At 69.0% G+C, this 23407-nt stretch carries 21 protein-coding genes and 1 pseudogene; 8 read left to right on the top strand and 14 right to left on the bottom strand.

Translation table 11 applies throughout. The features are described from left to right. Window positions 1–106: 106 nt before the first annotated feature. From ABZ342_RS34970 to ABZ342_RS34940, 7 genes are all read right to left on the bottom strand, one after another. A complete protein-coding gene (locus ABZ342_RS34970) occupies window positions 107–1510 on the bottom strand; it encodes a DHA2 family efflux MFS transporter permease subunit (RefSeq protein WP_360482341.1) in 1404 nt (467 codons plus the stop codon). A 123-nt stretch (window positions 1511–1633) separates the two neighbouring features. Beyond that, window positions 1634–3355 (bottom strand): 3-deoxy-7-phosphoheptulonate synthase, encoded by a 1722-nt coding sequence (locus tag ABZ342_RS34965; RefSeq protein ID WP_360482338.1) that lies wholly within the window; start codon window positions 3353–3355, stop codon window positions 1634–1636. A gap of 43 nt (window positions 3356–3398) precedes the next feature. Next, window positions 3399–5567, bottom strand: coding sequence for a prenyltransferase/squalene oxidase repeat-containing protein (locus tag ABZ342_RS34960; RefSeq protein WP_360482335.1), 2169 nt, complete (start codon window positions 5565–5567; stop codon window positions 3399–3401). Next, window positions 5564–6520 (bottom strand): dTDP-glucose 4,6-dehydratase, encoded by a 957-nt coding sequence (rfbB, locus tag ABZ342_RS34955; RefSeq protein WP_360482332.1) that lies wholly within the window; start codon window positions 6518–6520, stop codon window positions 5564–5566. The genes ABZ342_RS34960 and rfbB overlap by 4 nt, the downstream gene beginning before the upstream one ends. Further along, window positions 6517–7392: a glucose-1-phosphate thymidylyltransferase RfbA gene (rfbA, locus tag ABZ342_RS34950; protein WP_360482329.1), complete on the bottom strand. Its 876-nt coding sequence runs from the start codon at window positions 7390–7392 to the stop codon at window positions 6517–6519. Before rfbA ends, rfbB begins: the two co-directional genes overlap by 4 nt. A gap of 28 nt (window positions 7393–7420) precedes the next feature. Continuing rightward, a complete protein-coding gene (locus tag ABZ342_RS34945) occupies window positions 7421–8689 on the bottom strand; it encodes a hypothetical protein (RefSeq protein ID WP_360482326.1) in 1269 nt (422 codons plus the stop codon). Further along, window positions 8686–9537, bottom strand: a complete 852-nt coding sequence (locus ABZ342_RS34940; RefSeq protein ID WP_360482323.1) for a DapH/DapD/GlmU-related protein — start codon at window positions 9535–9537, stop codon at window positions 8686–8688. Before ABZ342_RS34940 ends, ABZ342_RS34945 begins: the two co-directional genes overlap by 4 nt. 368 nt (window positions 9538–9905) lie before the next feature. On the opposite strand from ABZ342_RS34940, the gene ABZ342_RS34935 reads away from it, so the two are divergent. From ABZ342_RS34935 to ABZ342_RS34905, 7 genes are all read left to right on the top strand, one after another. Further along, entirely contained in the window at window positions 9906–11108 is a 1203-nt protein-coding gene (locus ABZ342_RS34935) for an MFS transporter (RefSeq protein ID WP_360482320.1), read from the top strand. A gap of 25 nt (window positions 11109–11133) precedes the next feature. Beyond that, window positions 11134–11580, top strand: coding sequence for a pyridoxamine 5'-phosphate oxidase family protein (locus ABZ342_RS34930; protein WP_360482317.1), 447 nt, complete (start codon window positions 11134–11136; stop codon window positions 11578–11580). A gap of 31 nt (window positions 11581–11611) precedes the next feature. Beyond that, the gene (locus ABZ342_RS34925; RefSeq protein WP_360482314.1) at window positions 11612–12445 is read left to right on the top strand and encodes an aldo/keto reductase; all 834 of its coding nucleotides are present in this window, start codon (window positions 11612–11614) and stop codon (window positions 12443–12445) included. Window positions 12446–12560: 115 nt separating this feature from the next. Further along, a complete protein-coding gene (locus ABZ342_RS34920; protein WP_360482311.1) occupies window positions 12561–13013 on the top strand; it encodes a hypothetical protein in 453 nt (150 codons plus the stop codon). Between the two features lie 21 nt (window positions 13014–13034). Continuing rightward, window positions 13035–13529 carry a hypothetical protein gene (locus ABZ342_RS34915; protein WP_360482308.1) on the top strand — a complete coding sequence of 165 codons (495 nt, stop codon included), beginning with the start codon at window positions 13035–13037 and terminating at the stop codon, window positions 13527–13529. Between the two features lie 7 nt (window positions 13530–13536). Next, a complete protein-coding gene (locus tag ABZ342_RS34910) occupies window positions 13537–14511 on the top strand; it encodes an MAB_1171c family putative transporter (RefSeq protein WP_360482305.1) in 975 nt (324 codons plus the stop codon). Window positions 14512–14524: 13 nt separating this feature from the next. Beyond that, complete coding sequence (locus ABZ342_RS34905; protein ID WP_360482302.1) at window positions 14525–14935, top strand: MerR family transcriptional regulator; 411 nt, start codon at window positions 14525–14527, stop codon at window positions 14933–14935. Window positions 14936–15259: 324 nt separating this feature from the next. Here ABZ342_RS34905 and ABZ342_RS34900 read toward each other — a convergent pair. The 7 genes and pseudogenes from ABZ342_RS34900 to ABZ342_RS34870 all read right to left on the bottom strand — a co-directional run. After that, window positions 15260–15412, bottom strand: a pseudogene (locus ABZ342_RS34900) (tyrosine-type recombinase/integrase); the annotation flags it as partial. Window positions 15413–15430: 18 nt separating this feature from the next. Next, window positions 15431–15979 (bottom strand): hypothetical protein, encoded by a 549-nt coding sequence (locus tag ABZ342_RS34895; RefSeq protein WP_360482300.1) that lies wholly within the window; start codon window positions 15977–15979, stop codon window positions 15431–15433. Between the two features lie 130 nt (window positions 15980–16109). Beyond that, the gene (locus ABZ342_RS34890; protein WP_360482297.1) at window positions 16110–16601 is read right to left on the bottom strand and encodes a hypothetical protein; all 492 of its coding nucleotides are present in this window, start codon (window positions 16599–16601) and stop codon (window positions 16110–16112) included. Between the two features lie 160 nt (window positions 16602–16761). After that, window positions 16762–18351 carry a phospholipase D-like domain-containing protein gene (locus ABZ342_RS34885; protein WP_360482294.1) on the bottom strand — a complete coding sequence of 530 codons (1590 nt, stop codon included), beginning with the start codon at window positions 18349–18351 and terminating at the stop codon, window positions 16762–16764. After that, entirely contained in the window at window positions 18348–20933 is a 2586-nt protein-coding gene (locus tag ABZ342_RS34880; RefSeq protein ID WP_360482291.1) for a hypothetical protein, read from the bottom strand. Before ABZ342_RS34880 ends, ABZ342_RS34885 begins: the two co-directional genes overlap by 4 nt. A gap of 372 nt (window positions 20934–21305) precedes the next feature. Then, on the bottom strand, window positions 21306–21929 hold the full coding sequence (locus tag ABZ342_RS34875) for an NAD(P)-binding domain-containing protein (RefSeq protein WP_360482288.1): 624 nt from the start codon (window positions 21927–21929) through the stop codon (window positions 21306–21308). A 29-nt stretch (window positions 21930–21958) separates the two neighbouring features. Beyond that, window positions 21959–22693 carry an SDR family oxidoreductase gene (locus tag ABZ342_RS34870; RefSeq protein ID WP_360482285.1) on the bottom strand — a complete coding sequence of 245 codons (735 nt, stop codon included), beginning with the start codon at window positions 22691–22693 and terminating at the stop codon, window positions 21959–21961. A 126-nt stretch (window positions 22694–22819) separates the two neighbouring features. Between ABZ342_RS34870 and ABZ342_RS34865 the strand changes: the two genes are divergently transcribed. Beyond that, window positions 22820–23407, top strand: a complete 588-nt coding sequence (locus ABZ342_RS34865) for a helix-turn-helix domain-containing protein (RefSeq protein WP_360482282.1) — start codon at window positions 22820–22822, stop codon at window positions 23405–23407.

Here is a 23407-nt window from a genome sequence, read left to right as displayed (position 1 = left end):
AACGAGCGGGCGATCCAGCGCGGGTGCGCGGTGCGCAGCGCGAAGGCCCCGATCGGGTCGGTGGCCTCGTCCGGCGCGACCACCACGGGTCGAGACTTTCGGACGGTCAGGATCCGGCCGGCGACGGCGCCGCCGTCTGCTGAGCCGGAGCCTGCGCCGGGGCCGGAGCCGCGGGCTTCGACCGGACCAGCCACAGGCCGGTGAGCACGGCGGTCACCAGGGTGACGACGCCGGCGGTGAGGAACGCCGCGTTCAACCCGCTCGCGAACGTGCCGCCGTGCGTCTGCTGGGTGGTGACGATGGCCCCGAGCACCGCGACCCCGAACACCGCGCCGATCTGGCGGGTGACGCTGCTGATCCCGGAGGCCAGCCCGCCTTCCTGCGGTGGGACCGACGAGATCGCGGCCCCGGTGAGCGGCGACATCGTCAGGCCGAAGCCGATACCGATGATCGTGAGCCGCCACCACACGTTCAGGTATGGCGTCTCCTGGTGCACGCCCGCCATGAGGATCAGGCCGGCGCCGGCGAGGACGAGGCCGGTCGTGACGACGGAGCGGAACCCGAACCGGGCGGCGATCCGCCCGGCATACGGGCTGCAGATCACCATGGCGAGCGAGCTCGGCAGCGTCGCGACGCCGGCCGAGAGCAACGAGTATCCCTGGACGAACACGAAGAACTGCGAGAAGAAGAACGCCGAGCCCATCAGTGCGAACCCGACGATCGTCATCGCGGTGTTGGACACCGAGAACAGCTTCTGCCGGAACAGATGCAGCGGCAGCATCGGCGCGGCCGACCTCGCTTCGACGACGAGGAACGCGATGAACAGCACGACCGCGGCCGCGAAGAACGACAGGATGAGCGGCGAGGTCCAGCCCAGGTCGCCGGCCTCGATCAGCCCGAACGTCAGAGCGCCCACGGCGAGGATCGACAGCACCTGGCCGGGCAGGTCGAACGCGCGCGCGGCGGGGTTCTTCGACTCGGCCAGCACCCGGACCCCGACGATCAGGGCGACCACGCCGATCGGCACGTTGACCAGGAAGATGGCCGGCCAGCCGAACGCACTGGTCAAGATGCCACCGGTCGCCGGGCCGGCGGCCATGCCGATCCCGCTCAGCCCCGCCCACAGACCGATGGCCTTGATCCGTTCCTGCGGAACGGGGTACGCCGAGGCGAGCAGCGCCAGGCTCGCCGGGCTCAGCACGGCGGCGCCGATGCCCTGCAGGACCCGGCCGGCGAGCAGCCAGCCGACGTCCGGCGCGAAGCTGCAGAGCAGGGAGGCGACGGTGAACACGGCCAGCCCGCCGAGGAACACGCGCTTGCGCCCGAACTTGTCGGCGCTCACCCCGCCGGCCAGCAGCAGCATCGCCACCGCCAGGACGTAGGCGTCGACGATCCACTGCAGGCCGGTCAGCGTCGTGTGGAGGTTGGTTTGCATGTCGGGAAGCGCGACGCCGACGATGGTGTTGTCGAGCAGCACCATGAACTGGCCGACACAGGTCAGTGTGAGCAAGGCGACCCTGCTGGACCGAACGCCTTCGGACACAGGATTCTCCCTTCGAGGAACGGAACAGAGGTGAATCCCGCCGACGGCGGGACGAACACCTCGAATGTAGGAAGTGACATCGGTGTCACCTCAAGCCGTCGCGAGGACGGGTTCCGGCGACGCGGCGGCCGAGGTCCGGGCGAGCAGCTCACCGACGACGTCCGCGACCCACAGGGACTGTTCCGGGTTCAGCCGCGGGTCGCAGGCGCTGCGGTAGGCCGTGGCCAGGTAGCCGTCGTCGAGCTCGCCGGTCACGCACTCCGTGACCAAGTCACCCGACAGCTCCAGGTGCACCCCGCCCGGTGACGTCCCGGTGTCGCGGCAAGCCGCGAAGAAGGCCCGCAGCTCGGCCTCGATCTCCGGAAGCCACCTGGTCTTCACGCCTGCGGCGGTCGTGATCGTGTTCCCGTGCATGGGGTCGCTGACGAACCGATCGGCCAGCCCCTCGGCCGCCGCCGCGGACAGCAGCGCCCGCGCCCGGTCGTAAGCCTGCGCGTGCCCCATCCGGAAGATGAAGGTCAGCCGTCCCGGCTCGTTGTGCGGGTTGAGCGCGTCGTGGAGGCCGAGCAGCTCGTCGGGGCCCGCCTTCGGCCCGATCTTCACGGCGACGGGGTTGGCGATCCCCGCGGCCAGTTCGACGTGCGGCCCGGTCAGCGACCGCGTGCGCTCGCCGATCCACAACAGGTGCGCCGAGAGGCCGTACCAGCGGCCGTCGTCCGGGCTGTAGCGGGCCAGCGGCCGCTCGTAGTCCAGCAGCAGCGCCTCGTGCGAGGTGGCCACGCCGGAGCCGGCGAGGAAGGACAGCGTCTTGGCGGACTCCTGGTAGGCCCGGATGAGGTTGCGCGGATCGGGGGTCCGGGACCGCGCGGAGAACTCGGAGCCGTTCACGGCGTCGCCGAGGTACGACGGCAGGACGAGCTCGTCACGCCGTTCCACCGCCGCCGACCGCGGCTTGGCGTACTGGCCGGCGATCCGTCCCACCGTCACGACTTCGCGGCCCGACGCCCGCTCGATCCGGCCCGCCATGGCGCGCAGCAGCGCCGCCCGGTTCATCACCGAACGCGGGGTGTTCTCCCGGAACGTCTCGGCGCAGTCGCCCGCGTGCAGCAGGAAGCCGGGCTGCCCCAGCGCGCCGCGCAGGCGCCGGCAGTCCGCGGCCGACACCAGGGGTGCGACGCGGGTCAGCACCCGGCGGACGCGGCGCCGCTCGGACGCGAGCGGCCACTGCGGCTGGTGGTGCTCGCCGGGCACGACCGGCGTGAAGTCCGTCATGGTGTGCCTTTCCACTGGACGACGTCCCGGCGCGTCGGTCGCGACGAACCGGGGGTTGAACACCTCGTGGACGAGCACCTTTGCCCGGTTGGAGAATTCGATCTCGTACACCCGGCCGGGTGACCCGGCGGGCAGCAACCCGAACCGGCCGGTGGTGACGCCGGCGACGAGGAGCCGGCGCCGCTCGTACAGCCCGAGACACCGGGTGTGCAACCCGAACGGGGTCTTCCCGCTGGGCATGAGGTGACCGCGGTCGCGGTCGAGGAAGGTGATGGCGTTCTCGCTCACCACGGCCCCCGCTTCGTCGCGGAGCCTCGAGCGTCGGACGCCCAGTTCGTCTGCGGACTCGCGGCCGAAGACCGCCGCGAGCTGCGCGGAGGGCTTGACCGACGCGACGGCGACCTCCGGCAGTACTTCCGCCGCGAGCGACGAGCCCAGCAGCGACTGCAGCAGTACGGTCGTGGATCCGTCGTTGTTCAGCAGCATCCGCGTCGCCGGCGGAACGGCCGCCGGCGACGCGAATTCGGGATAGGACTCCATCAGTGGCCAAGATCCTTTCAGCGGCGTGCTCCCGGCGAAGGAGTCACGTCATGATCGACGCCCAGTACTTGTTCAGCTTCTTTTCGAGCATCAGCAGCGCCTGCACGACGATGAAGCCCTCGTCGGTCGTGTCGGACGGCGCGTCGAACTGCCGGGAGAACCCGCCGTCGCGGCTCTGATGCCGGGCGATCCAGTCGATGCACGCCCCCGGGTCGGTGGGCTCGGCGTCGAGCAGGTAGAGCGCAGCCACGGCGTGGTAGGTACCGACGAAGCTGATTGCCCGGCCCTGCCCGTAGTGGAACCCGCCGTCGGCGTGCTGCAGCCCCCTGAGGTAGTCGACGGTCCTCCCCGCGTCCGGCGGCTCGAAGCCCAGGGGGATGAGGGTGTCGACCGAGCGCATGGTGGAGAACGTCTCCGACGGGCCGCCCGGCACACTCGAGTAGCCGCCGTCCGGGTTGCGGCAGCCGAGGATGTACGACGCCGCGTGTTCGTGGTTCCCGGTGGGCTCGCCGAGCGCGTGCAGCGCGAGTACGGCGAGGTTCGTGTGCCAGGAATCCGCCGGGTAGCCGGGGAAGTTGCCGAACCCGCCGTGCGGCAGCTGGCAGCGCCGCAGGAACTCGCGGCACTTCTCGACGTCGAAGCCCCAGCGTCGCAGTACGTGCGCGACGAGCACGACGCAGTAAGTGGTGAACAGTTCCGACGGCACGCCGGGCGCTTCGCCGAAGCCACCGTCGTCATTCTGCGACGCGAAGAGGTAGGCCGTCAGCCGCTCGGCCTCCTGCTCGTCGAGCGGCAAACCGAGCGCCATGCGGTCGGAGACCACGTGCACGGCCGAGAAGTTCTGCGGCGTGTTGTCCGCGCGGAAGGACAGGGGCGACGTGTACGGCGTCAGCCCGAACGCCGGCCCGACCTTGGTCGACTCCAGCCACGAGACATAGCGGTCCACTCGCATCGGCGGCGCTTCGATCGGACCGGTGGCGATGACCTCGAGGTCCTCGACGTACGGCCGGCGGACCAGCTTCGCCACCTCGCCGGGCTTGCCCGGCACTGTCTGCCGCACGCCGGCGCGAGCCACGCCACCCGGGTCGAAGAAGTCCCAGATCAGCTGGGTCGCCGCGAACTTGGTCCCGAAGAGCACGTAGGCGGAGTTCCCGACGTTGAACCCGCCCGGCGTGCGCTGCGGCACCATCACGTGCCGGGCCAGCGGCACGGTCGGGGCGATCGGCGTCGAGAACCAGTTCCCCTGGCCCTGGAAGATGCCCGAACCGTCGGTGAAGGTGACGACCTGGTCGAGGCAGGTGGTGATGAGCCCCTCCGCTTCGTCCGGCAGCCGCTCCGCCCACGCCGTCGCCGCTCCGTAGAGCAGACCGTGGTCGCCGAGGTCCTTCTTCGGGAACGGGGACGCCGTTCCCTTGAACAGGGCCAGCTCGCCGGCCACGCTGACCTGCCCGGTGTGGTCACTGCGGTTCCAGAACCCGTCGGTCAGCACGTGGCGGTGGTGACCGGCGATGTAGCGCAGCGGCCGGGCCACGAACGTGTCGTGGTCGAAGACCAGCCCGCCGAGGTGCAGGCGGTGCAGGGCGAGCAGCGCGAGCGCGTTGCCGGCGACGTGGTGCCCCTCGAGCAGGTCCGGTTCGCCGGTCGCCTCGAGCACCTCCCAGAACACGCCCTTCTCCCCGTCGAAGAACTCGAAGATCGCGTCGGCGAGGCTCGACGCCGATTCGAGCCCGGCGTCATGGGCCGCGATGTACGCCCACGCGACATCGCTCAGGTGCCGCTGCCGGTCGATCGGCCGGTCCAGCCCCGGCAGGTAGGTGGTCGCCAGCTGCGCCTTGACCGCGCTCGCGACCAGGTGGTCGAACTCCTCGCGCAGGCTGTCCGCGATCCCGGTCGTCCCGGCCGCGTCGGCCTGGGTGATCGCGGCGAGGTAGGCCAGCGCCTGCGACCCGAGCCGGCGGTGCCGGCCGGCCATGGACACCACGCCGTGCTGTTCGAGCACCTCGTGGAACCCACCGGCGGCCGGATCCCGGAAGAGGTCGACGAACCCGGCTCGCGGGGCGGCGTCGCGGAGTGCGATGAGGTCGGCCAGTGCCGCGTCGGCGAGCAGGCTCTCCTGGGTGATGATCCGCTCGTCGTAGGAGAAGACGGCAGGCGGCGGCTCCGCCCCCGAGACCAGTCGGGCCGCCAAGGATGTCGCAGTCGGGTTCGTCATTCGCTCCACCAGCTCCGGTTGTCCAGGTACCACGCGATCGTTTCCTTGATGGCCTTGGCGAAGTCGTGTTCGGGCCGGTAGCCGAACTCTTCGCGCAGGCGCGAGTCGTCGACGCAGTAGCGTGCGTCGTGGGCCTTGCGGTCCGGCACGAAGGACAGGCGGTCCGGGCCCAGCCCGAGCTCGCCGAGGATGATGTGCGCCAGGTCGAGGTTGGCCATCTGCCAGCCGCCGCCGATGTTGTAGACGGACTCGAGGGGCGCGCCGCCGAGCAGCAGGGCCACCGCCGCGCAATGGTCCCCGACGTGCAGCCAGTCACGCACGTTCGTGCCCCGGCCGTACAGCGGGATGTCGCCGCCCGCCAGCAAGGTGGTGATGAACCGGGGGATCGCCTTCTCGACGTTCTGGTACGGACCGTAGTTGTTCGAGCAGCGGGTCACCGTGACCGGCAGTCCGTGGGTGCGCGAGAAGGCCAGCGCGACCAGGTCCGATCCGGCCTTCGACGCGGCGTAGGGCGAGTTCGGGGCCAGCGGCGCGTCTTCGGCGGTCGCGCCGGCCGGGATCGAGCCGTAGACCTCGTCGGTCGAGATGTGCACGAACCGCCCTGCGCCGGCGGCGGCCGCGGCCTCCAGCACCGACTGGGTGCCGAAGACGTTGCTGCGCATGAACGGCAGGCCTGTGTCGATCGAACGGTCCACATGCGACTCCGCGGCGAAGTGCACCACGGCGTCGTGCCCGGCCAGGTGCCCCGTGACGACGTCGGTGTCGCAGATGTCCGTGCGGTGGAACTCGATGTCGTCCCGCACGTCGGCGAGGTTGTCCAGCTTCCCCGCGTAGGTGAGGTTGTCGATCACGGTCACGTGCTCGGCACCGAGCGCGGGGAACCTCCCGTCCACGAGGTCGCGGACGAAGTTCGAGCCGATGAAACCGGCGCCGCCGGTCACCGCGATCCTCATGCCGCGCCCCTTCCGGCGTGCCGCTTGAGGTACTGCCCGTACTCGGAGGAGCCGAACTGCCCGGCCGCCTCGAGCAGCTCCGCGGGACCGATGAGGCCGGCGTCGAAGGCGATCTCTTCCGGGCAGGCGATCTTGCGCCCCTGCCGGGTTTCGATGGCGTGCACGTAGTTGCAGGCGTCCACGTAGGACTCGGCCGTGCCCGCGTCGAGCCAGGCGAAGCCACCGGTCAGCGGGACGATCCTGGCCCGGCCGCGGTCGACGAAGTGCTTGTTCACGTCGGTGATCTCCAGCTCGCCGCGCGGCGAGGGAGCCAATCCCGCCGCCACGTCGAGCGCTTCGTTGGTGTAGAGGTAGAACCCCGTGATGGCCAGGTTTCCGGGCGGGTTCGCGGGCTTCTCCACGACGTCGACCAACTCCCCGTTGCGGTCGAGCGCGGCGACGCCGTAGCGCTCCGGGTCGGAGACCTCGTAGCCGAACAGCGTGGCTCCGGTGTTGTTCTTGATCGCGTCGGTGACGATCCCGCCGAAGTCGTGGCCGTGGAAGATGTTGTCCCCCAGGATGAGCGCCACGTCGTCGTCACCGACGTGCTCGCGGCCGAGGATCAGGGCGTCCGCCAGGCCGCGGGGCGAGTCCTGCGCGGCGTAGTCGAGGCGGGCGCCGAACCGGCTGCCGTCCCCCAGGAGCTGCTTGAACAGCGGGAGGTCCTGGGGCCGGGCGATCACCAGGATCTCGGTGATCCGGCCGAGAAGCAGGACCGACAGCGGGTAGTAGATCATCGGCTTGTCGTAGACCGGCAGCAGCTGCTTGGACACGACACTGGTCATCGGGGCGAGCCGGGTTCCGTTGCCCCCGGCCAGGATGATGCCCTTCATTTCCTCCCCCTCCTCGTTTTCGGTGTGGTCACGCCGGGGTGGCGACGTCTTCGCGACGCACGTGCGACTCCGCGATGGCGAGCGCGATCGAGCGGGCGACCGCTTCGGCGCCGTTGGTCACCGGCGCGATGACGCGGGCGGCGGCCGACGTCTCGCGGGCGAAGTCCTCCGGATCGTCGAAGGCCCGGCGCAGGATCTCCGACAGCGTGCCCTCGTCGGGCTCGGTCGCCGTGGTGTAGCCGAGCAGCGCGAGCCGCCGCATGGCCTCGAGTTCGTGGTACTCGTTGCGTCCGCTGAGCACGTAGGCGACCGGCGCGTCCATGACCGCCATCTCCGCGACGGAGATCCAGCCCGGCGGCGACAGCACGACCTGGGCGTGCTTGACCAGCGAATGCCAGTCGGTGACGTAGTCGAGGAAGACGACGCCGTCGATCTCGGAGACGAACTGCTGCCTGCCGATCAGGACCAGCTTCGCCTCCGGATGCGTCGCTCGGAGCTTCGCGAAGGCCGAGAGGTAGTTCTCGAGCAGCCTTTCCTTGTTCTCGACGAACATCGCCGTGCCGCCGACCCCGGCGAGGACGTACGGCGCCCCGCCGAGACCGAACCGCCCGTCGAGCTCGGCCCGCGGAACCGGCTCGGCGGCGCATTCGTCGCGCACGATCGGCCCGACGAAGTGCCCGGTGCCTGCCTCGATGGCGCGCTGCACCGGCGTGCCGCGGTCGAGTTCGTCGACCGGCGGCTTGTCGGTGAACACGGAGTGGGCGCGCCGGGTCACCCAGCCGAACAGGGTGGTGAGCGCGGTGCGGATCGAGTCCACCTCGGCGTGGTCCGGCAGTGTGAAGCCGGCCTCGACGAGGCTCCGGTTGTCGAGCTGCCCCAGGGTGAAGTCGTACCGCTCGGTGACCAGGATGTGCGGCACACCGGTCACTTCCGCGGCGAGGCTGGCCGCGATGTTGTAGTCGCTGACCACGAGGTCGGGGCCGATCGCGGTGATCAGCGCGATCGCGTTCAACATCTTCTCGCCGCTGATGAACGTGCGGTTGAGGTAGCTGCCGACGTAGGTGGTCCAGTCGAACGTCCGGCCGAGCTGGGAGGTGTTGGCGTGATCGCGCTCGGACGGAGCGAGGTGCACGCGGACGTCGGCGGCCTCGAACATCGGCCTGAAGATCGCGCTCTTCGAACCGAGGTGGACGTGCTGCTCGGTCCCGGGGAACAGCCGCCGCACCTTGCCGGCGATCGCCAGGGTGCGCATGTTGTGGCCGGTGCCGGTTTCCGCCGGCAGGTAGAGGACTCTCATCCGAAGACACCTTTCGAGATCTCGCCGGGGGCGAGGGACCTGGTCACCACGGCGCCGGGCGTGACCCGCGCCGCCGCACCGATCCGGACCTGCCCGACGATGGTGGCGCCGGCGCCGATTTCGGCTCCGGCCTCGATGTGCACCGGCGCGGCCGTCCAGGGCCGGCCGGGAGCGTGGTGGTCGTGCGTGGAGGTCGTGATGGTCACGCCGTCGCCGACGACGACGTCCGGCCCGATGCTCAGCCCGCCGCCTCCTTCGGCGACCAGCCAGTCACCCAGGACGGTGCGGGAGCCGATGGCGATCCCGCCGTCCGGGCTCGGCCCGTCGGGCCGGCCGATCATGACGGCGGCCCGGCCGACGGTGACGTCCTCGCCGAGCGTCGCGGCGCAGTCGTAGAAAGCTTCCGCGTCGGCGGGCCGGTCCGGGGAAAGCCGGGTGGTGTCCCGTTCCGGGCGCTTGCGGACGAGTTCGAGCACGGCCTCGATGCCGTCTCCCTGGTCGAACGCGGTGGTGACGGACGCCCGGCCGAAGGCGGGCCTGCCGTAGCTGAGCGTGCGCGCCGGGACGTCTTCGTGCACTTCCGCTCCGGCGCCGACGATCGCGTGCTCGCCGATGCGCACACCGGGTGCGATGTAGGCGCCGGTGCCGATCCAGGCACCGGCACCTACGCGCACCGGCTGTTCCGCGGTACCCGCCACGCGGGCTCGCGCGGCGATCTGCACCCCCACGCCTACCGTCGCGTACCGCAGTGTCACCCGGAAACCGACGAAGCTGCCCCGGCCGACGGTCGACTCCTCGACGACCACACCGTGACGCAGCCAGGACCCGGCCTGGATGAGATCCCCCATGTACCCGCTCCCCCCGTTGCGGTGTTTACTAGCAACGCTGACAGTATACTGACAGCACAGTGGCCGCAAGGAACTTGACGACCGGGATGTGGATTGTTTCCGACCGCGCGACACATCAGCACGAACCGCCGGAACGGCGCGGCCGGACCCCCGAAACTCCCCCAGTGCTCCCCAGACTTCCACATATCGCACCGGAACCGGTGGCTTCACCACAATTGGTTCCAAAGAACGGAACCGGCCGGGAAAATTACGAATATCCGCGATGTGGCCCACGTCTCCACGCTTGACCTGACACCGGTGTCAATCCTTAGTCTGCGAATCGTCCACCCCACGCAGCGAAGCCCGGAAGGCCGTCCATGGTTACCCGCGTGTCCATTTTGTCGTTTCTGGTCATGCTCACGATCGGCACCGACACGTTCCTGGTCGCGCCGCTGCTGCCCACCCTCTCCGCGGCGTACGGGAACGATCCCGCGATCTCCGGCTGGATGGTTTCGGCGTACGCGGTGGGATACGCGGCCTTGGCCCTCGTCGCCGGCCCGATCTCCGACCGGCTCGACCGCAAGACGGTGCTGGTCTTCGGCATGGCCGCGTTCGCCGTCCTGACCGGGGCGTGCGCGCTGGCGCCGAACTTCTGGTCGATGGTGGCCCTGCGCTTCGCCGCCGGCGTCGCGGCGGCTTTCGTCAGCCCGCAGATCTGGGCGTCGATCCCGGTGCTCGTTCCCCCGCAGAAGATCCTTAGGACGATGGGATTCGCGACCGGCGGCCTGTCGATCGCCCAGATGGTCGGCGTCCCCGTCGGCAGCTTCCTGGCCGGCTGGTCCTGGCACGCGTCGTTCCTCGTCATCGGCGCGGTCGCCCTCGTCCTCGCCGGCGTGCTGCGGGTCCGCTACCCCACCGTGCCACGGCTCGGCGACGGCAAGTTGCGCGGGCTGGGCGTGTCCGCCCTGTTCAGGACCCCGACGGCACCGTCGCTGTTCGCCGCTTACCTGCTGTTCCAGACGGGCAACTTCACCTCGTTCTCGTTCATCGGTACCTGGCTGACGACGGACTTCGGCCTGTCGGTGACGCAGGTCGGCGCCGCGATCGTGCCGCTCGGCGCCGCGAACGCGGTCGGCTCGCTGTTCGGTTCGCGGCTGGCGGACAAGCTCGGGCTGGTGAACTCGCGGCGCTTCGTGATCGTGGCCCTGATCGTCTTGTTCGCGGCGCTGCCGTTCGCGCCGAACCTCGCCGTCGCCGAGGTCCTGCTCTGCTGCGTCTTCCTGCTCTGCGGGTTCGTCTTCCCGGTGTTCATGGCGACCATGCAGGGCCTCACGACCACCGCGCGCGGCACGGTTTCGGCGCTGACCAATTCGACGATGTACCTGGGAACCACCATCGGCGGCCTGATCGGCGGCCTCCTGATCACCCGGTACCCCGGCTTCCACGGTATCTCGATCGCGGTGATCGTCTTCCTGGCGCTTTCACTCGCTTGCTACCTCAACGCCGATCGCACGGTCGCACGACAGAAAAAAGAAACGGAGAGCACCCCGAATGCCGCTGCAGAAGAGCGCGATTCGACCCGGCTGGGATGACCCGCTCGTCAAAACCCTGGGAACGGTGATCGACGCGGCCGCCGGATTGGCGGTTTTCGCCGGCGCGACGGAGGGCCGCGTTCCCGCCGGCCTCGTCAACGCCGGGCTGATCGAGCACCCGGCGTCGGGTGCGCCGGTCTTCGCCCACGTCGCCTACGGCGATTCCCACCGCGTCGCCCGCTTGGCCAAGAGGCCGGAGTGCTCGATCACCGTGCACGACGGACGCCGGTGGCTGACCGTGGAAGGCCGGGCCGAGCTGGTCCACGGGCCGTGGGACGAGCGTTCGGCGGCCGACGCCCCGGAACTGCGGCTCGGCGAAGACCGGTACGCGGAGCTCCTCCGCACGATCTACCGCGCCGCGGGCGGCGGTGAACACCCGGACTGGCCGGGGTTCGACGCCACCATGCGCACCGAACGCCGTGTCGTCGTCATGGCCGGGCTCGACCGGCTCTACGGCATCCACTGGGACTGAACCCTCCCCGCGAGAGAGCAGAGATCACGACATGACCCTGGCAGTGCCCCGGCGGAAGGCCGTCAAAGCGGGGATCGACCTGCCCGTGCTCGGGCTCGGCACCTACCGGTCGTTCGACAGCCCGGACCTGGACCGGCTCGGACAGGTGCTCGGCGCAGCACGCGAGACGGGCTGCGAGCTCGTCGACACCGCACCCGTCTACAACCGCTCGGAGGCGTCGCTCGCCGCGCTGGTGGCCGCCCGCGACGACTTCTTCGTCGCGACGAAGATCTGGGACACCGACCCCACCGACGTCGAAGCCGTGTTCCAGGACCAGCTGCGCGCGTACGGCCGCACCTCGATCGACCTGCTCCAGGTGCACAACCTCAACGGCTGGCGCGCCAACCTGAACTGGCTCGACCGGCAGAAGGCCGCCGGCCGCGTCGGGTTCACCGGCGTCACCTACCAGTTCGACAACGCGTTCGGGCTCGGCGGCAGCCGGACCGACCTCGCCCGGATCATCGAGTACGACCTGGCGGACTTCGTGCAGGTCAACCTCAACGCCGCGCAGCCGGAGCTGGCCGAGGACATCCTGCCCGCCGCCGCCGAGCGCGGCATCGGCGTGCTGGTGATGCGCCCGCTCGGCCAAGGTCAGCTGCTCGCCTCGCCTCCGCCCGTCGGCTGGTTGAGCGAGCTCGGCTGCACGACGTGGAGCGAGGCCCTCATCCGATGGGTCCTCTCGTTTCCCCAGGTCACCACAGTGCTGACGGCGACCGCGAACCCGGCACACTTCCGCGCCAACGCGGCCGCCGTGTCCGCCGGTCCACTCGGGCCCGGCGAGGCGGCGGAGGTCAGCCGCCGAGCCCGGTCGATCGGACTGCCCTGACAACTGACACGGGTGACAGTATACTGGCAACCTGAGGGGAATCTTGTGCACGACAACGGTCTCGGTGCGCGGCGCGACTGTCGACGCCCGTGGGCTTTGGTGAATGGGAGGTAGAATGCCTCAACGAGGTGGCAGTGAGACCTTCGCCGAACGGCTCAATTACCTGTTTTCCGTCGCGGGTCGCCGCGACGAGGACGACCGGTGGAACGGGTTCAGCACCAGCGAAGTCGCCGACCTCATCAGCCAGTCGCAGGAGCGGTACGGCGTCAAGGTTTCGCGCAGTTACCTGGCGATGCTGCGGTCCGGGCGATACACCAACCCGTCCATCGCGGTGGTGATGGTGCTGGTCCGGTTCTTCAACGACTACCGGCCCGAGACGCACCCGGAGATCAACGTGGACTGGTTGGCCTCCGGTACCAGCGAGGACGACGCGCTGGTGGAGGCGGACTTGTCACCGCTCGCGGACCAGCAGGTCCGGCACATAGCGATGCGCGCCGGGAAGATGACACCCGAATTGCGTAAGCAACTCATTGCTATCTTGGACATGATGGACAGGGGAAAAACGTGAAAACGCCGGGGGGGCGCCAACGTGACCGCTGCTCGATTGCCGAACATCCACGCTTGCCGACGCTACGTCCGCTCGCTGCGGCTGGAAACGTATGCGAGCGCGTACGAGCTGTGCGACCAGATGAGCTCGATGCGGAACAGGCCGATCAACGTCGTCGAATGGCCGCTGCCGATCCCGGGGCCGATGGGGGTGTGGATCGCCCGGGAGCGTGACGACGTCGTCGTGGTGCAGGAGGCCGCGACGGGCAACCATCGCGACCACATCGTGCTACACGAGCTCGCGCACATCCTGTGCGAGCACGAGGGTGTGCCGCTGCCAGGTAGCGGGCCGGCGTTTCTGCCCACCTTCGAAGACTGCGACGAGAACGCTTCTCTGGTCCGCTTCCGTTCCGCCTACGACTCGTCGGCGGAACGGGAAGCGGAGCTGCTCGCCACGGCGTTCGCGGAACAGCTGAGCGACGACAGTGCGACGCCGCGGGTCGCGTGGGACGTGCACCGCTACTTCTCGGGGGAATGACACCGGCATGGCGGCCACTCTCCAGTACCTGCTTTCCGGCTTCCTGTGCGTCGCCCTCGTGGTGAAGATCATCGAACTGCGGCCCGGGTTCCGGCGGGACGAGCGCACGATGATGCTGTCGGTGGCGTTGGCGAGCTTCACCGTTGCCGCGCTGGCCGGCATCCCACCGCTACGTCGCTGGCTACCTTTCGAGGGCGTGCCGGGGGTCGCTTCGATCACGATGGACACCGGCGTCTCGGTGAGCCTGGCCCTGCTCGCCGCGTACCTGTGGCGTCCGTTGCGGCGCAAACCCGCCGTGCCGTGGTGGCGGAGCGGGCTCTTCCTGGCTGCGTGCGCCGAAAGTGTCCTGCTGGCGGTACTGATGGCGGCGACCCCGGCAGCGCAGCGCACGAACCCGCTGCAGAACCAGTACACCGGCGACTGGAAGATCGTCGGCATCTACATCATCGGGAACCTGTTCTTCCTCTACTGCTCCGCGGCATCCGCCATCGGCTGCGTCCGCATCGCGAAGATCGTGCACGGTCACGTGGCGATCGGGGTACGCGTGGGCGCGATCGGCATGACCGCGTACGCCGTCACCTGCGTCAACCGCCTGGTCCTCGTCGCCGTCCAGCTCGCCGCGGCCGGCTTCTTCACGTGGTACAGCGTCGTCAACTTCGTGTTCACCCAGGCCGCGGTGCTCGCCAGCGTGCTCGGCCTGCACTTCACCGCCGCGTGGCGAGCCTGGGCGGCGGTCCGCCGCCTGGGCAGCGACCTGCTGGCCTACTGGCGCGCCGGACCACTGTGGCGGTTCCTGACCACGGAGTATCCTGAAGTGGTGCTGCCGCCGGGACGGGGGCCGCGGGGGCTGAGGGATCGCTTCGACATCCCGTATCGCAGGTACCGGCGCGAAATCGAGTGCAAGGACGCCTTGCTGCTCCGGCGCGCGGAGCCGGCACAGGACGCACAGTGGCCCGTGGGCGTCAGCAAGCGAAGCGACTAGGGAGGGAGACCCGATGCAGATCGGAGAACTGTCGGAGCGGACGGGCGCGAGCGCCCGTTCCATCCGGCACTACGAATCAGTCGGCCTGCTCACGTCGCGAAGGGCGAGCAACGGGTACCGCGAGTTCGCCCCGAGCGCACTCGACCAGATCCTGAAGATCAAACTGTTGCTGCAGGTCGGACTGGACATCACCGACATCGTCGCCGTCCTCCCGTGCATCGACACACCGGCAACACCACGGTGCTCCCACGCCCAGCGCCGCTACGACGAACAGATCGAACGCATCGAGCGGCAACAGAAGCTCCTGGCGGAGGCGAAAGCCCTCCTGACCGAGCTGCGCACTGGCGGGGCGCCGGACGCGGCACACATCCCGGAGACGAGCATCCGCGCCGTGAGCGGAAACGTGACCGTCGGCATCCGCTGACGACGACCACGCGGCGTGCGGCCCGAATAGCCGCCCGTTCTCGATGGACCAGTCGTTGTAGGCCTGGACCAGGCGACACGACCCGGCAGTTGCGAGCCCGAGGGGAGCCCGAGAGCGATTGTCCGGTATTACTCGGCAACGCCCGACACGTCCGGACGGGACTCTTGACCAGGGTTTTGTGGTATCTGGAACCTCTTCTTCCGCTTGCGCACTGTCCACTGTGGTCGCTCGGGAGCCCGAGAGCGCATGCCGGGTGCACAGCCTTCCGCGGGATTGCCCCAGCCGGCTTCCTCGCAGCGTCGCCGCCACTTCTTCGCTGACGTTGGTGTAAAGGTCCATCGTCACCTTGATCGACGAGTGCCGGAGCAAGTGCTGGATCACTTTCATGTCCACCCCGGCGCTCAACGCCAACGTCGCCGCGCCGTGACGAAGGCCGTGCAGCGTGATCGGGGCAAGCCGGCCAGCTCGATCAACCAGGTGAACTCGTCAACGACATCAGCGGGGTGCAGAGGGCTGCCGTCGGGCTCCGTGAAGAAGAGATCGTGGTCGACCCTGCCCGGTCTCCCACCCGTACTGCACGATCTGATTGGCCACCTCGATGCAGGCGGCGTCCAGATAGGTGTCGGAGCGACGCTGACCACAGCCCTCTCCGCGGCGCAGACCGGTGTAGGCGATGAGGTGGCAGAGGGCGTAGAGCGGGTGGTTGACGATGAAGCCCAGGAACTGCCCGGCCTTATCCGCCGTCCACACCATCACCGGATAGAGCACTTGGCCAGTCCGGCGCCACTTCGCCACTCGCTCCGGGTTCCATAGCTTCGGCTTCGGCCGGACCGCCGGCGGCAGCTCGACCAGCTTCGCGACGTTGTGGGTCAGCAAGCCCTGATCCACGGCCGGTCGCAGGATCGCCCGCAACGACTCCTTGATCCGGTGCAGCGACGCCGGCCCGACCGGGCGCTGCCACTTCACCGCCGCGACCTTCTTCGGATCGCCGCCGGCCCGGTATTCGGCGATCAGTTCGTTGTGCTCCACGATCGCCTCGAACATCGCATCCAGGTGACCGACCCGCAGGCGATCGCGCCGGATCTTGTCCAGATGCGGCCGCAGGTACCCCCACCGCCCTGGACCGGCGTCTTGGGCGCGGGCACATAGCCCCACGAAGGACTACGCCCGGTACTCATGGCGGAGACCTGGTGTGCCACATCGGACCCCGCCCCGCCGACGAGGTAGCCCACCAGGCCCCACACGGCGACGTCCCGGCGATGACCGAGTCGGTCACCAGGGTCTGGCCGGCGGCGAAACCGCCGTCCGGTCCGTAGGTGAACGTCGTGGTCGCGCCGTCCGGATCGGTCTGGCCGCGGACGCGCTCCGAGCCGTCGTACACCATCGACGTGACCGCGGAAGCAGGACCGCTGAAGTTCGCCGGGGTTCGCACGGAGGTGAGCACGTGGCCGGCCGCGTAGCCGTACCGGTAGTGGTCGTCATCCTTCAGCGACGGTGTCCTGGTGGTGCCGACGCCATACACATCGGTCAGGTTGCCGTCGGCATCGTAAACCAGCGTCGTCCGGCAGGGCGGCGACGCCTTGCTCCCAGCCAGATCCGTCTCCGTCGTCAAGTGTCCACTCAGGACGTCGAAGGTGAAGATCTGTTGCCCGCGCCGGGTGTACACATAGATTTGCGGTATCCGGAAATGCTTCGTCCGCTTGCGCACTGTCCACTGTGGTCGTTCGGGAGCCCGAGAGCGCAAGCTGAGTGCAGAGTCTTCCTCGGGATCGCCCCAACCAGCTTCCTCGCCGCGTCTTCGTAGCAACCCGGCGCGCCGGAATCGGTCAGGCTCGCGGATCCAGGACCGTCGTCCACAAGAGGTCCGACGCGGGCCCGAGCGCAGGACGCGGCGCCGGAACGTGGGTGAGCGACCGCCGTACGTGGGCCTTGCGGCGTTCGGCGGCGATCTCGCTCCACCAGGGGCGGGCGGCGGCCGGGTCACCGAATGCCTTCGGATCCGGCGACGTGATGAACAGGTGTCGTTGCCAGATCTCCGCACGGAGCCGGCGGATCGGACGCCAGTACACCGGATCCAGCGGTCCGGGCCCGTTCGGGTCGTGCACCGTCAGGAGGATCTCGCTGTCGTGGGTCCAGCTGCGGTAGTTGCTGTTCGCCGAACCGACGACGGCGGTGACGTCGTCGACGATGGTCAGTTTCGCGTGGACGTACGCGGTCCGGCCGGTGGCCGTTCCGTCGTCGCCCAGGCGCTCGAAGACCAGGAACCGGCCAGGGAACTCTTCCACGAGGGGTCGCAGGAACTCCCGGCGCCAGTAGCCGACGTCCGGCAAGTCGGCGACGGCGCCTTCGTTGGCCATCACCACCACGCCCCAGCGGTTCGGATCGCCGCGCAAGGTGTCGGTGATCGCGGCCTTCAGCTCCGCCGTGCCCGTGTAGTACTGGTCCTCCATGTAGAAGAACTTCCGGGCGGAGCGGATCGCCGCGGCGACCGCCTTGCCCGCCGTCTTGACCTCCCCCGGAAAGGGACAGCCCCGCCCGTAGGTGTGCGAGACCTGAGCTTCCAGCTTGGGCCGGCGCGCGGCACCGAGCATGTCCACGAACAGTCCTGACTGGGCTTCGGCGGTCGTCGGGGCGGTATCTTCGCCGCTCCCGAGCATGTCCACGAACCGCCGTGACGACGCCAGGTCGGGCGACGCCCGGCCGGCACCCCGCAGCTCGGGCACCGGCGCCCGCGGAACCGGCGGCCGCGCGACGGTCGCCGTCCACCGGTCGGTGAAGGTGCGCAGCACGCTGTAGGCGGCGGCACCGCGGATCCGCAGAGAAAGGTCGAACAGCGGAGCGCCCTTCAGCGGTTTCCCCGCGGCATCGACCACGTTGAGCCGGTCGGTGCTGAACTCGATGCCGCCGACGTAGGCGATGACGTCGTCGTCGGTCCCGACGACGACGATCTTCTGGTGGTGCGAGCCGGCGAACAGGTGTCTGGCGTCGAGGTGGCAGCGGGCGTCGGCACCGGATTCACGCAACTTGTCGACGAGCTTCGCCGCGGCGAGGTTGTTCGCCCGGGTCGGGCCCCACCTCCTGAAGAACTCTCGCACGTACAACTGCTTGTCCAGAGGCAGCCTGCGCATCGTGTCCTCGTCGAGGATGCCCGCCCACAGGAGCAGCCGCACCTGGGCGCCGCTCTCGGCCGCGCGCCGCAGCGCATCCCCCAGGTTGTCGGCGTGCGGCACCGGCAAGCCGGTCTCGCAGTTCCAGCTGGCCAGGTACACGAAGGAGGACGGCCCGCGGGCGGACCGGATGTCCGCGAGCATCCGCGGCAGCGCGGCGTCCCCGCCGAGGAGGTGTTCGATCTCGGTTCCCGACGTCGGTGCCTCCAGCCGGACGGCGGGATCGGCGGGCAGGAACGGCCGGGTCACGAAATCTCACTCAGGTTCGAGGTGACTTCGATATCGGTGCCGGAGCTGGGCGTGTACTCGTTCCACTCGGCGATCAGGGCTCCCCTCTCACCCGGCAGGACGACCGGGAACGGAGTGACACCGCCGTCGTGCGGATTGTCCAGTCGCTGCACCACGAGCCGGTCCGGGCCGATGATCGCCTGGAGCAGCTGGGTCTCCTGGGTGTTCGGCAGGCCGGCCGCGCCGATCAGGACGCGGGCGCCCACCACGAAGCCGCTCACCGAGTCGACCTTGATGGTCACCGGGTTCGGGCTTGCCTGGACCGTAGCCGCCGACGTCGTGTAGATGGAGTCGGCCAGCCGCACCGCGCTGCGGCCGGCGTTCGCCGGCGGGATCCCCGGGTAGTTCCGGTCGTCGTACGCCGCGATTTCCTTGGCGATGGTGAGGTACTGCGCGTCCGGGTCGTACCGGGGGTTGGTGAAGCCGCTTTCCGCGAACCTCAGCCAGCGTTCTTCCCAGCCCTTGCGCACGGTCAGTACGACCCGGGCGCTCCCGGCCCGCATGAACGCCTGGCGGTTCGCGTCCGGATGCTGGATCTGCCGGATGAAGTCCCAGCTCCGCGGCGCGTCCCAGAAGTACGAGTAGAGGAAAGTGACGACGTTCTCCCACTCGATCGCCTGGTTGATGAACCGGACGATGTTCTCGTGCCGCCGGACCGCGGCAAACTGCCCGGATTCGAAGGTCAGCTCGTTCGCGTCGAACCCGATGCCGTGGTCGGCGTCCTCACTGGCCCTGCCGAACGCGGCAACGGTGGTGTCGTCCATGTACTGGTACGCCTCGCCGGCGATGAACCTGATCACGCTCTTCATGACCTCGTCGCTCTCCTCGCGGCGCAAAGTCAGCGTGTCGACTTTGCTCAGCCGTTCCTCGATGTCGGCGATCTTCGCGGCGATGTCCTGCTGCTCGGCGTAGTAACGAGTCTGGGCGGCGTCGTAGAGCAGGCCCCAGACATCGGACCGCCACTGGGCGAGCGCCTCGTCGCTCGGAGCGGTCTCCACCATGATCTGCATGATCGCCGAACTGGCGTCCTTGAAGTAGAACGCGATCGACAGGTCGCCGGTCGCTCCCTCGAGGAACGGAGCGCCCGTGCCCGCGTCGACGAGCACCTCCGGGTCGTACACCCGGTCGTCCTGCGCCGCGTAGTGGAACCTGGTACCCACGATCGCGATCTCGTGGTGCACTCCCGCCAGGCCGCTCGCGGCGCCGCTGAACGTGAGCTTCGTGATCTTGTGGCCGGTCTTCACGTTCAGCGAGAGCTGGAAGTCGTTGATGCCGTGGCCGGCGGGGTTCGGCAGTACGCCGCTGACGGTGTAAGGCTTCAGCGGCTTGGGCGGTTCCGGGACCTTCGCACTGTATCGGTCCGCGAGGACTTCGTAGTGTGGCCGCTGTGGCTGGTCGGGCGGGAGGTCCCCGGGAACGATCGCGTCGGTGATCTCCGCGTGCCGCACCGGGAACACGAACGGACCGAGGCGTGCCCTGAGCTCCGCGAGCTCCCGGTAGGTCTTGCGCATCGCGGCGCCCGGCTCGGGGACCACGACGTCGTAGGTCATCCGCAGCCCGTAGCGGTAGAGCCGGACCCGCCACTTCCGCATCAGGCTGAAGTAGTCGATCCGGATCGGGGTCTTGTCGCTGGGGTTCCGCAGCTTCCGGCTGGTGGTTTCCTCTTTGCCCACCAAGGACTTCGTGGAGATCGTGACCTTGTGCTCCTGCTTCGACCGCGCGGAGGCCTTCTGCGTCAGCACGGTCGCCTGCTTGCGGCTGTCGGTCGCGGATTGGGAACTCGTGTCCTGCGACGTGAAGCCCGACGAAGCCGACCCCGAGATCACCGGGATCCCGCCGGACACGGTGCCGGTGATGTTGAACTGGTTGGAGTGCTGCTGCTGCGAAGTGGTGGACTGCGCGAGCTCGGTGTTGTCGGTGACCCCGGTTTCGCTGATCTGTTCGAGCTCATCCGTGACGATCGACGTGAACTCCTTGCTCTGCACCGACCATTCTTTTTCGATCACCGCGGTCTCTTCCAGCGGCGCCAACGGTATCGTCGCGACCAGCTCACCACGTTCGATCCCGGCCGGGGCCATTTCCAGCCGCTCCAGGTTGAGCATCCCCAGCGGACTCTCCGCGGTGTTGACCTCCAGCCCGGTGACCGCCGACAGAGCCGCGTGCAACCGTGCTCCACCACCACCGGGTTCCCCGCCGGCCGCCCGGCGCTCCTCGACGACGGCGTTGCCGAACTTCCGCAGTGAATCCACCGATACGACCGCGAGCGTGCTCGGCTCCGGCGGCACGACGTCGCCGCCGACCGTGCCGAAGAGGGAGACCAGCTCGTCGACGTCGCGATCCGCCGCCCGCCGACCGGCGGCGTCGACCTCGCCGGAGCGTAGGCCGAGCTGGTGCAGGAAAGCCGCCTTCACGACCGCCTGCCCCGACGATGCCTGGACGGTCAGAGGTACCAGGGTCGCCTTGGCGATGGTGCGCGTGGCGCTCTCGAGGACCTGTGCGACCGCGGGAGTCGCGGCTTCTCTCGGTGATTCCTGCTCCGCCATGGGTGCTCCCCCGCTTGTCGTGGCCTCTGCTCGACATGAGGCTCCCTCGGAGCGCAGTGGTCACGGAAGCTGTCACCCGCAACGGTGCCCCATCGCCGCGGGATCGCGCCCGATGGGGCGACCCGTCGTCCGGCTACGACGCAAGCCGACGCGCTCGCATCGGCCCGGCTCGACAGAATCGGCGCGCACGTGCCCGAGGGGTCCCGCACACTGTGGTATCCGGCATCATCGCTTCTGCTTACTCTCTGTCCACTGTGGTCGTTCGGCGGCCCGAGAGCGCCTCTGCTTCGTCCGAGGCGGCCACGAGCTGGTCCACGTGACCTGGCGTCAACCACCTTTCGCCCGTCGCTGGAGTCTGCGGCGAGGCCGCGCTCAGGTGGAGAACTCGTTGACTTCCAAGGAGAAGTCTCCGTGGCCGACTCCGTTGCTCGCGAGGCCCACCGTCACCACGCCCATTCCTTCCAGCCAGTGCGCCATTTTCAGGCCGCCGACGTCCAGTGGGCGCAACCCGAGGCTCCTGACGAACGCCGCCACGTCTGCCTTCGCCTGTGCGTCGTCGGCCGCCATGAAGACCGTGGGCCGGCCCTTCTCCAGGACGGTGCGGAAGATCGTGTTGAACGCCTTCACCACCTTGGCGCCCGCCGGGGCGACCTTGGCGGCTTCCTGGGCGATCGACGTCTCCTCGCTGTGGGCCAGTCCGTCGAACGTCGCGTTGAAGGGGTTGCTGATGTCGATGATGACCTTGCCCGCGAGGGCGTCTCCGAACTCCGTGACGACCGGAACGACGCCGTCGTGCAACAGGGCCGTGATGACGATGTCCCCCGTCGGGACGGCGCCCCACTTGCCCGGCGTCGCGCCGCCGCCCAGAGACTTGGCCAGGTCGTCGGCCTTGGACTGGTCTCGTCCCATGACCTCGACCGTGTTGCCGCCCGCCACCGCGCGCGTGCCGATCGTGCGGGCCATGTTTCCCGTGCCGATGAGGGTGATTGCGCTCATGCTCTCGTCCTGTCGTGAGGTTGCGTGGTTCAGAGGGCCGTGACGCCGCCGTCGGCGACCAGCTCCAGGCCGTTGACGTAGGCGGAGTCGTCGGAGGCGAGGAACAGCGCGACGGCGGCGATCTCCTCGGGGCGGCCCATCTTTCCCCGCGGGATCAGGGATTCGAACGCCGCCCGGGTTGCCTCGTCGAACAGTTCTTCCTGCTTGGCGGTGGAAACCTGGCCGGGGGTCAGGACGTTCACCCGGATCTTGCGGTCCTTCAGCTCGTTGAGCCACACGCGGGCCCAGGCCTGCTGCACGGCCTTGCTTCCCGCGTACAGGCTCCAACCGGGGAAGCCCCCGAGTGAGGCGTTCGAGCCGGTCATGAAGACCGACGCGCCGTCGTTGAGCAGCGGCAACGCCTTCTGCACGGTGAACAGGGTGCCGCGGGCGTTGAGCCCGAACGCGCGGTGGAACTGTTCCTCGGTGATCTCGCCGAGTGGGGCGGGTTCGCCCATCCCGGCGCTGGCCCACAGCACGTCGATCGAGCCCTTTTCCCGCTTGACCGTGTCGTACAAGCGGTCCAGGTCGGCCAGTTCGGCCGCGTCGCCCTGGACGGCGGTGACATTGCGGCCGATCAGCTCGACGGCCTCGTCCAGCGCGTCCTGCCGCCGGGCCTGGATGAAGACGTGCGCTCCCTCCTCCACGAACAGCTTCGCGCCGGCCAGCGCCATGCCGGTCGATCCGCCGGTGATCACCGCGACCTTGCCGTCGAGCTTTCCCACGATCACTCCTTCGAGTCGCCGGTCGGCACGTTATGTGTACCGGTCTGTTTGGTTAACGTAGCGGAGGGTCGACCTGAGGGCAAGTTATGTACACCGGTCGGTACTCGACGCGGTTATGCTGGAGACATGACGGAGTTGGAGAAGGGGCCGCAAGGCCGCCGCCGGGGCCGGGGCGCACGCGAGCGGATCCTCGGCGCGTCGCAGCAGCTGTTCCGCGACCAGGGCATCAACCGCACCGGCATGGACCAGCTCAGCGCGGCGGCCCAGGTCTCGAAGCACACGGTCTACCAGCACTTCGCCGGCAAAGACGAACTCGTCGCCGAATACCTGCGCCGATTCGATCCCGACGTCATGCCCGAAGTGTTCGACCGCCCCGACCTCACGCCCCGCGAACGGCTCCTCGCCGCCTTCGACATACCCGCGTCCACGCCCCTGTGCCCCTACATCGCGGCGGCCGTCGAACTCCACGACCCCCGGCACCCCGCGTCCCAGTACGCACGGGACTACAAGAAAGCCATCGCCGCACGGCTCGCCGACGCCGCCCGCGAAGCCGGCGCCACCGACCCCGAACAGCTCGGCGAGCAACTGGCGCTGCTCATCGACGGCGCCTCGGCCCGCACCCGCGTCCTCGACAGCGCGTCCTTCCCCACTGCCGCCGCCATCGCCGCTGTCCTCATCGACAACGCCATTCCCGCTCCGACGGGAGACCAGTGA

Origin of the sequence: Amycolatopsis sp. NPDC005961, assembly GCF_040629235.1 — a bacterium.
In the GTDB taxonomy this organism is placed as follows: domain Bacteria; phylum Actinomycetota; class Actinomycetes; order Mycobacteriales; family Pseudonocardiaceae; genus Amycolatopsis; species Amycolatopsis camponoti.
Note: the sequence above shows the minus strand (reverse complement) of the source record. Positions and strands in the feature narration are given on the sequence as shown.

Coding starts and splice junctions, on each gene's coding strand:
- ABZ342_RS34965 (WP_360482338.1), bottom strand. CDS start 3,355: ATGGAGTCCTATCCCGAATTCGCGTCGCCGGCGGCCGTTCCGCCGGCG.
- ABZ342_RS34960 (WP_360482335.1), bottom strand. CDS start 5,567: ATGACGAACCCGACTGCGACATCCTTGGCGGCCCGACTGGTCTCGGGG.
- rfbB (WP_360482332.1), bottom strand. CDS start 6,520: ATGAGGATCGCGGTGACCGGCGGCGCCGGTTTCATCGGCTCGAACTTC.
- rfbA (WP_360482329.1), bottom strand. CDS start 7,392: ATGAAGGGCATCATCCTGGCCGGGGGCAACGGAACCCGGCTCGCCCCG.
- ABZ342_RS34945 (WP_360482326.1), bottom strand. CDS start 8,689: ATGAGAGTCCTCTACCTGCCGGCGGAAACCGGCACCGGCCACAACATG.
- ABZ342_RS34940 (WP_360482323.1), bottom strand. CDS start 9,537: ATGGGGGATCTCATCCAGGCCGGGTCCTGGCTGCGTCACGGTGTGGTC.
- ABZ342_RS34925 (WP_360482314.1), top strand. CDS start 11,612: ATGACCCTGGCAGTGCCCCGGCGGAAGGCCGTCAAAGCGGGGATCGAC.
- ABZ342_RS34920 (WP_360482311.1), top strand. CDS start 12,561: ATGCCTCAACGAGGTGGCAGTGAGACCTTCGCCGAACGGCTCAATTAC.
- ABZ342_RS34910 (WP_360482305.1), top strand. CDS start 13,537: ATGGCGGCCACTCTCCAGTACCTGCTTTCCGGCTTCCTGTGCGTCGCC.
- ABZ342_RS34905 (WP_360482302.1), top strand. CDS start 14,525: ATGCAGATCGGAGAACTGTCGGAGCGGACGGGCGCGAGCGCCCGTTCC.
- ABZ342_RS34895 (WP_360482300.1), bottom strand. CDS start 15,979: ATGTTCGAGGCGATCGTGGAGCACAACGAACTGATCGCCGAATACCGG.
- ABZ342_RS34880 (WP_360482291.1), bottom strand. CDS start 20,933: ATGGCGGAGCAGGAATCACCGAGAGAAGCCGCGACTCCCGCGGTCGCA.
- ABZ342_RS34875 (WP_360482288.1), bottom strand. CDS start 21,929: ATGAGCGCAATCACCCTCATCGGCACGGGAAACATGGCCCGCACGATC.
- ABZ342_RS34865 (WP_360482282.1), top strand. CDS start 22,820: ATGACGGAGTTGGAGAAGGGGCCGCAAGGCCGCCGCCGGGGCCGGGGC.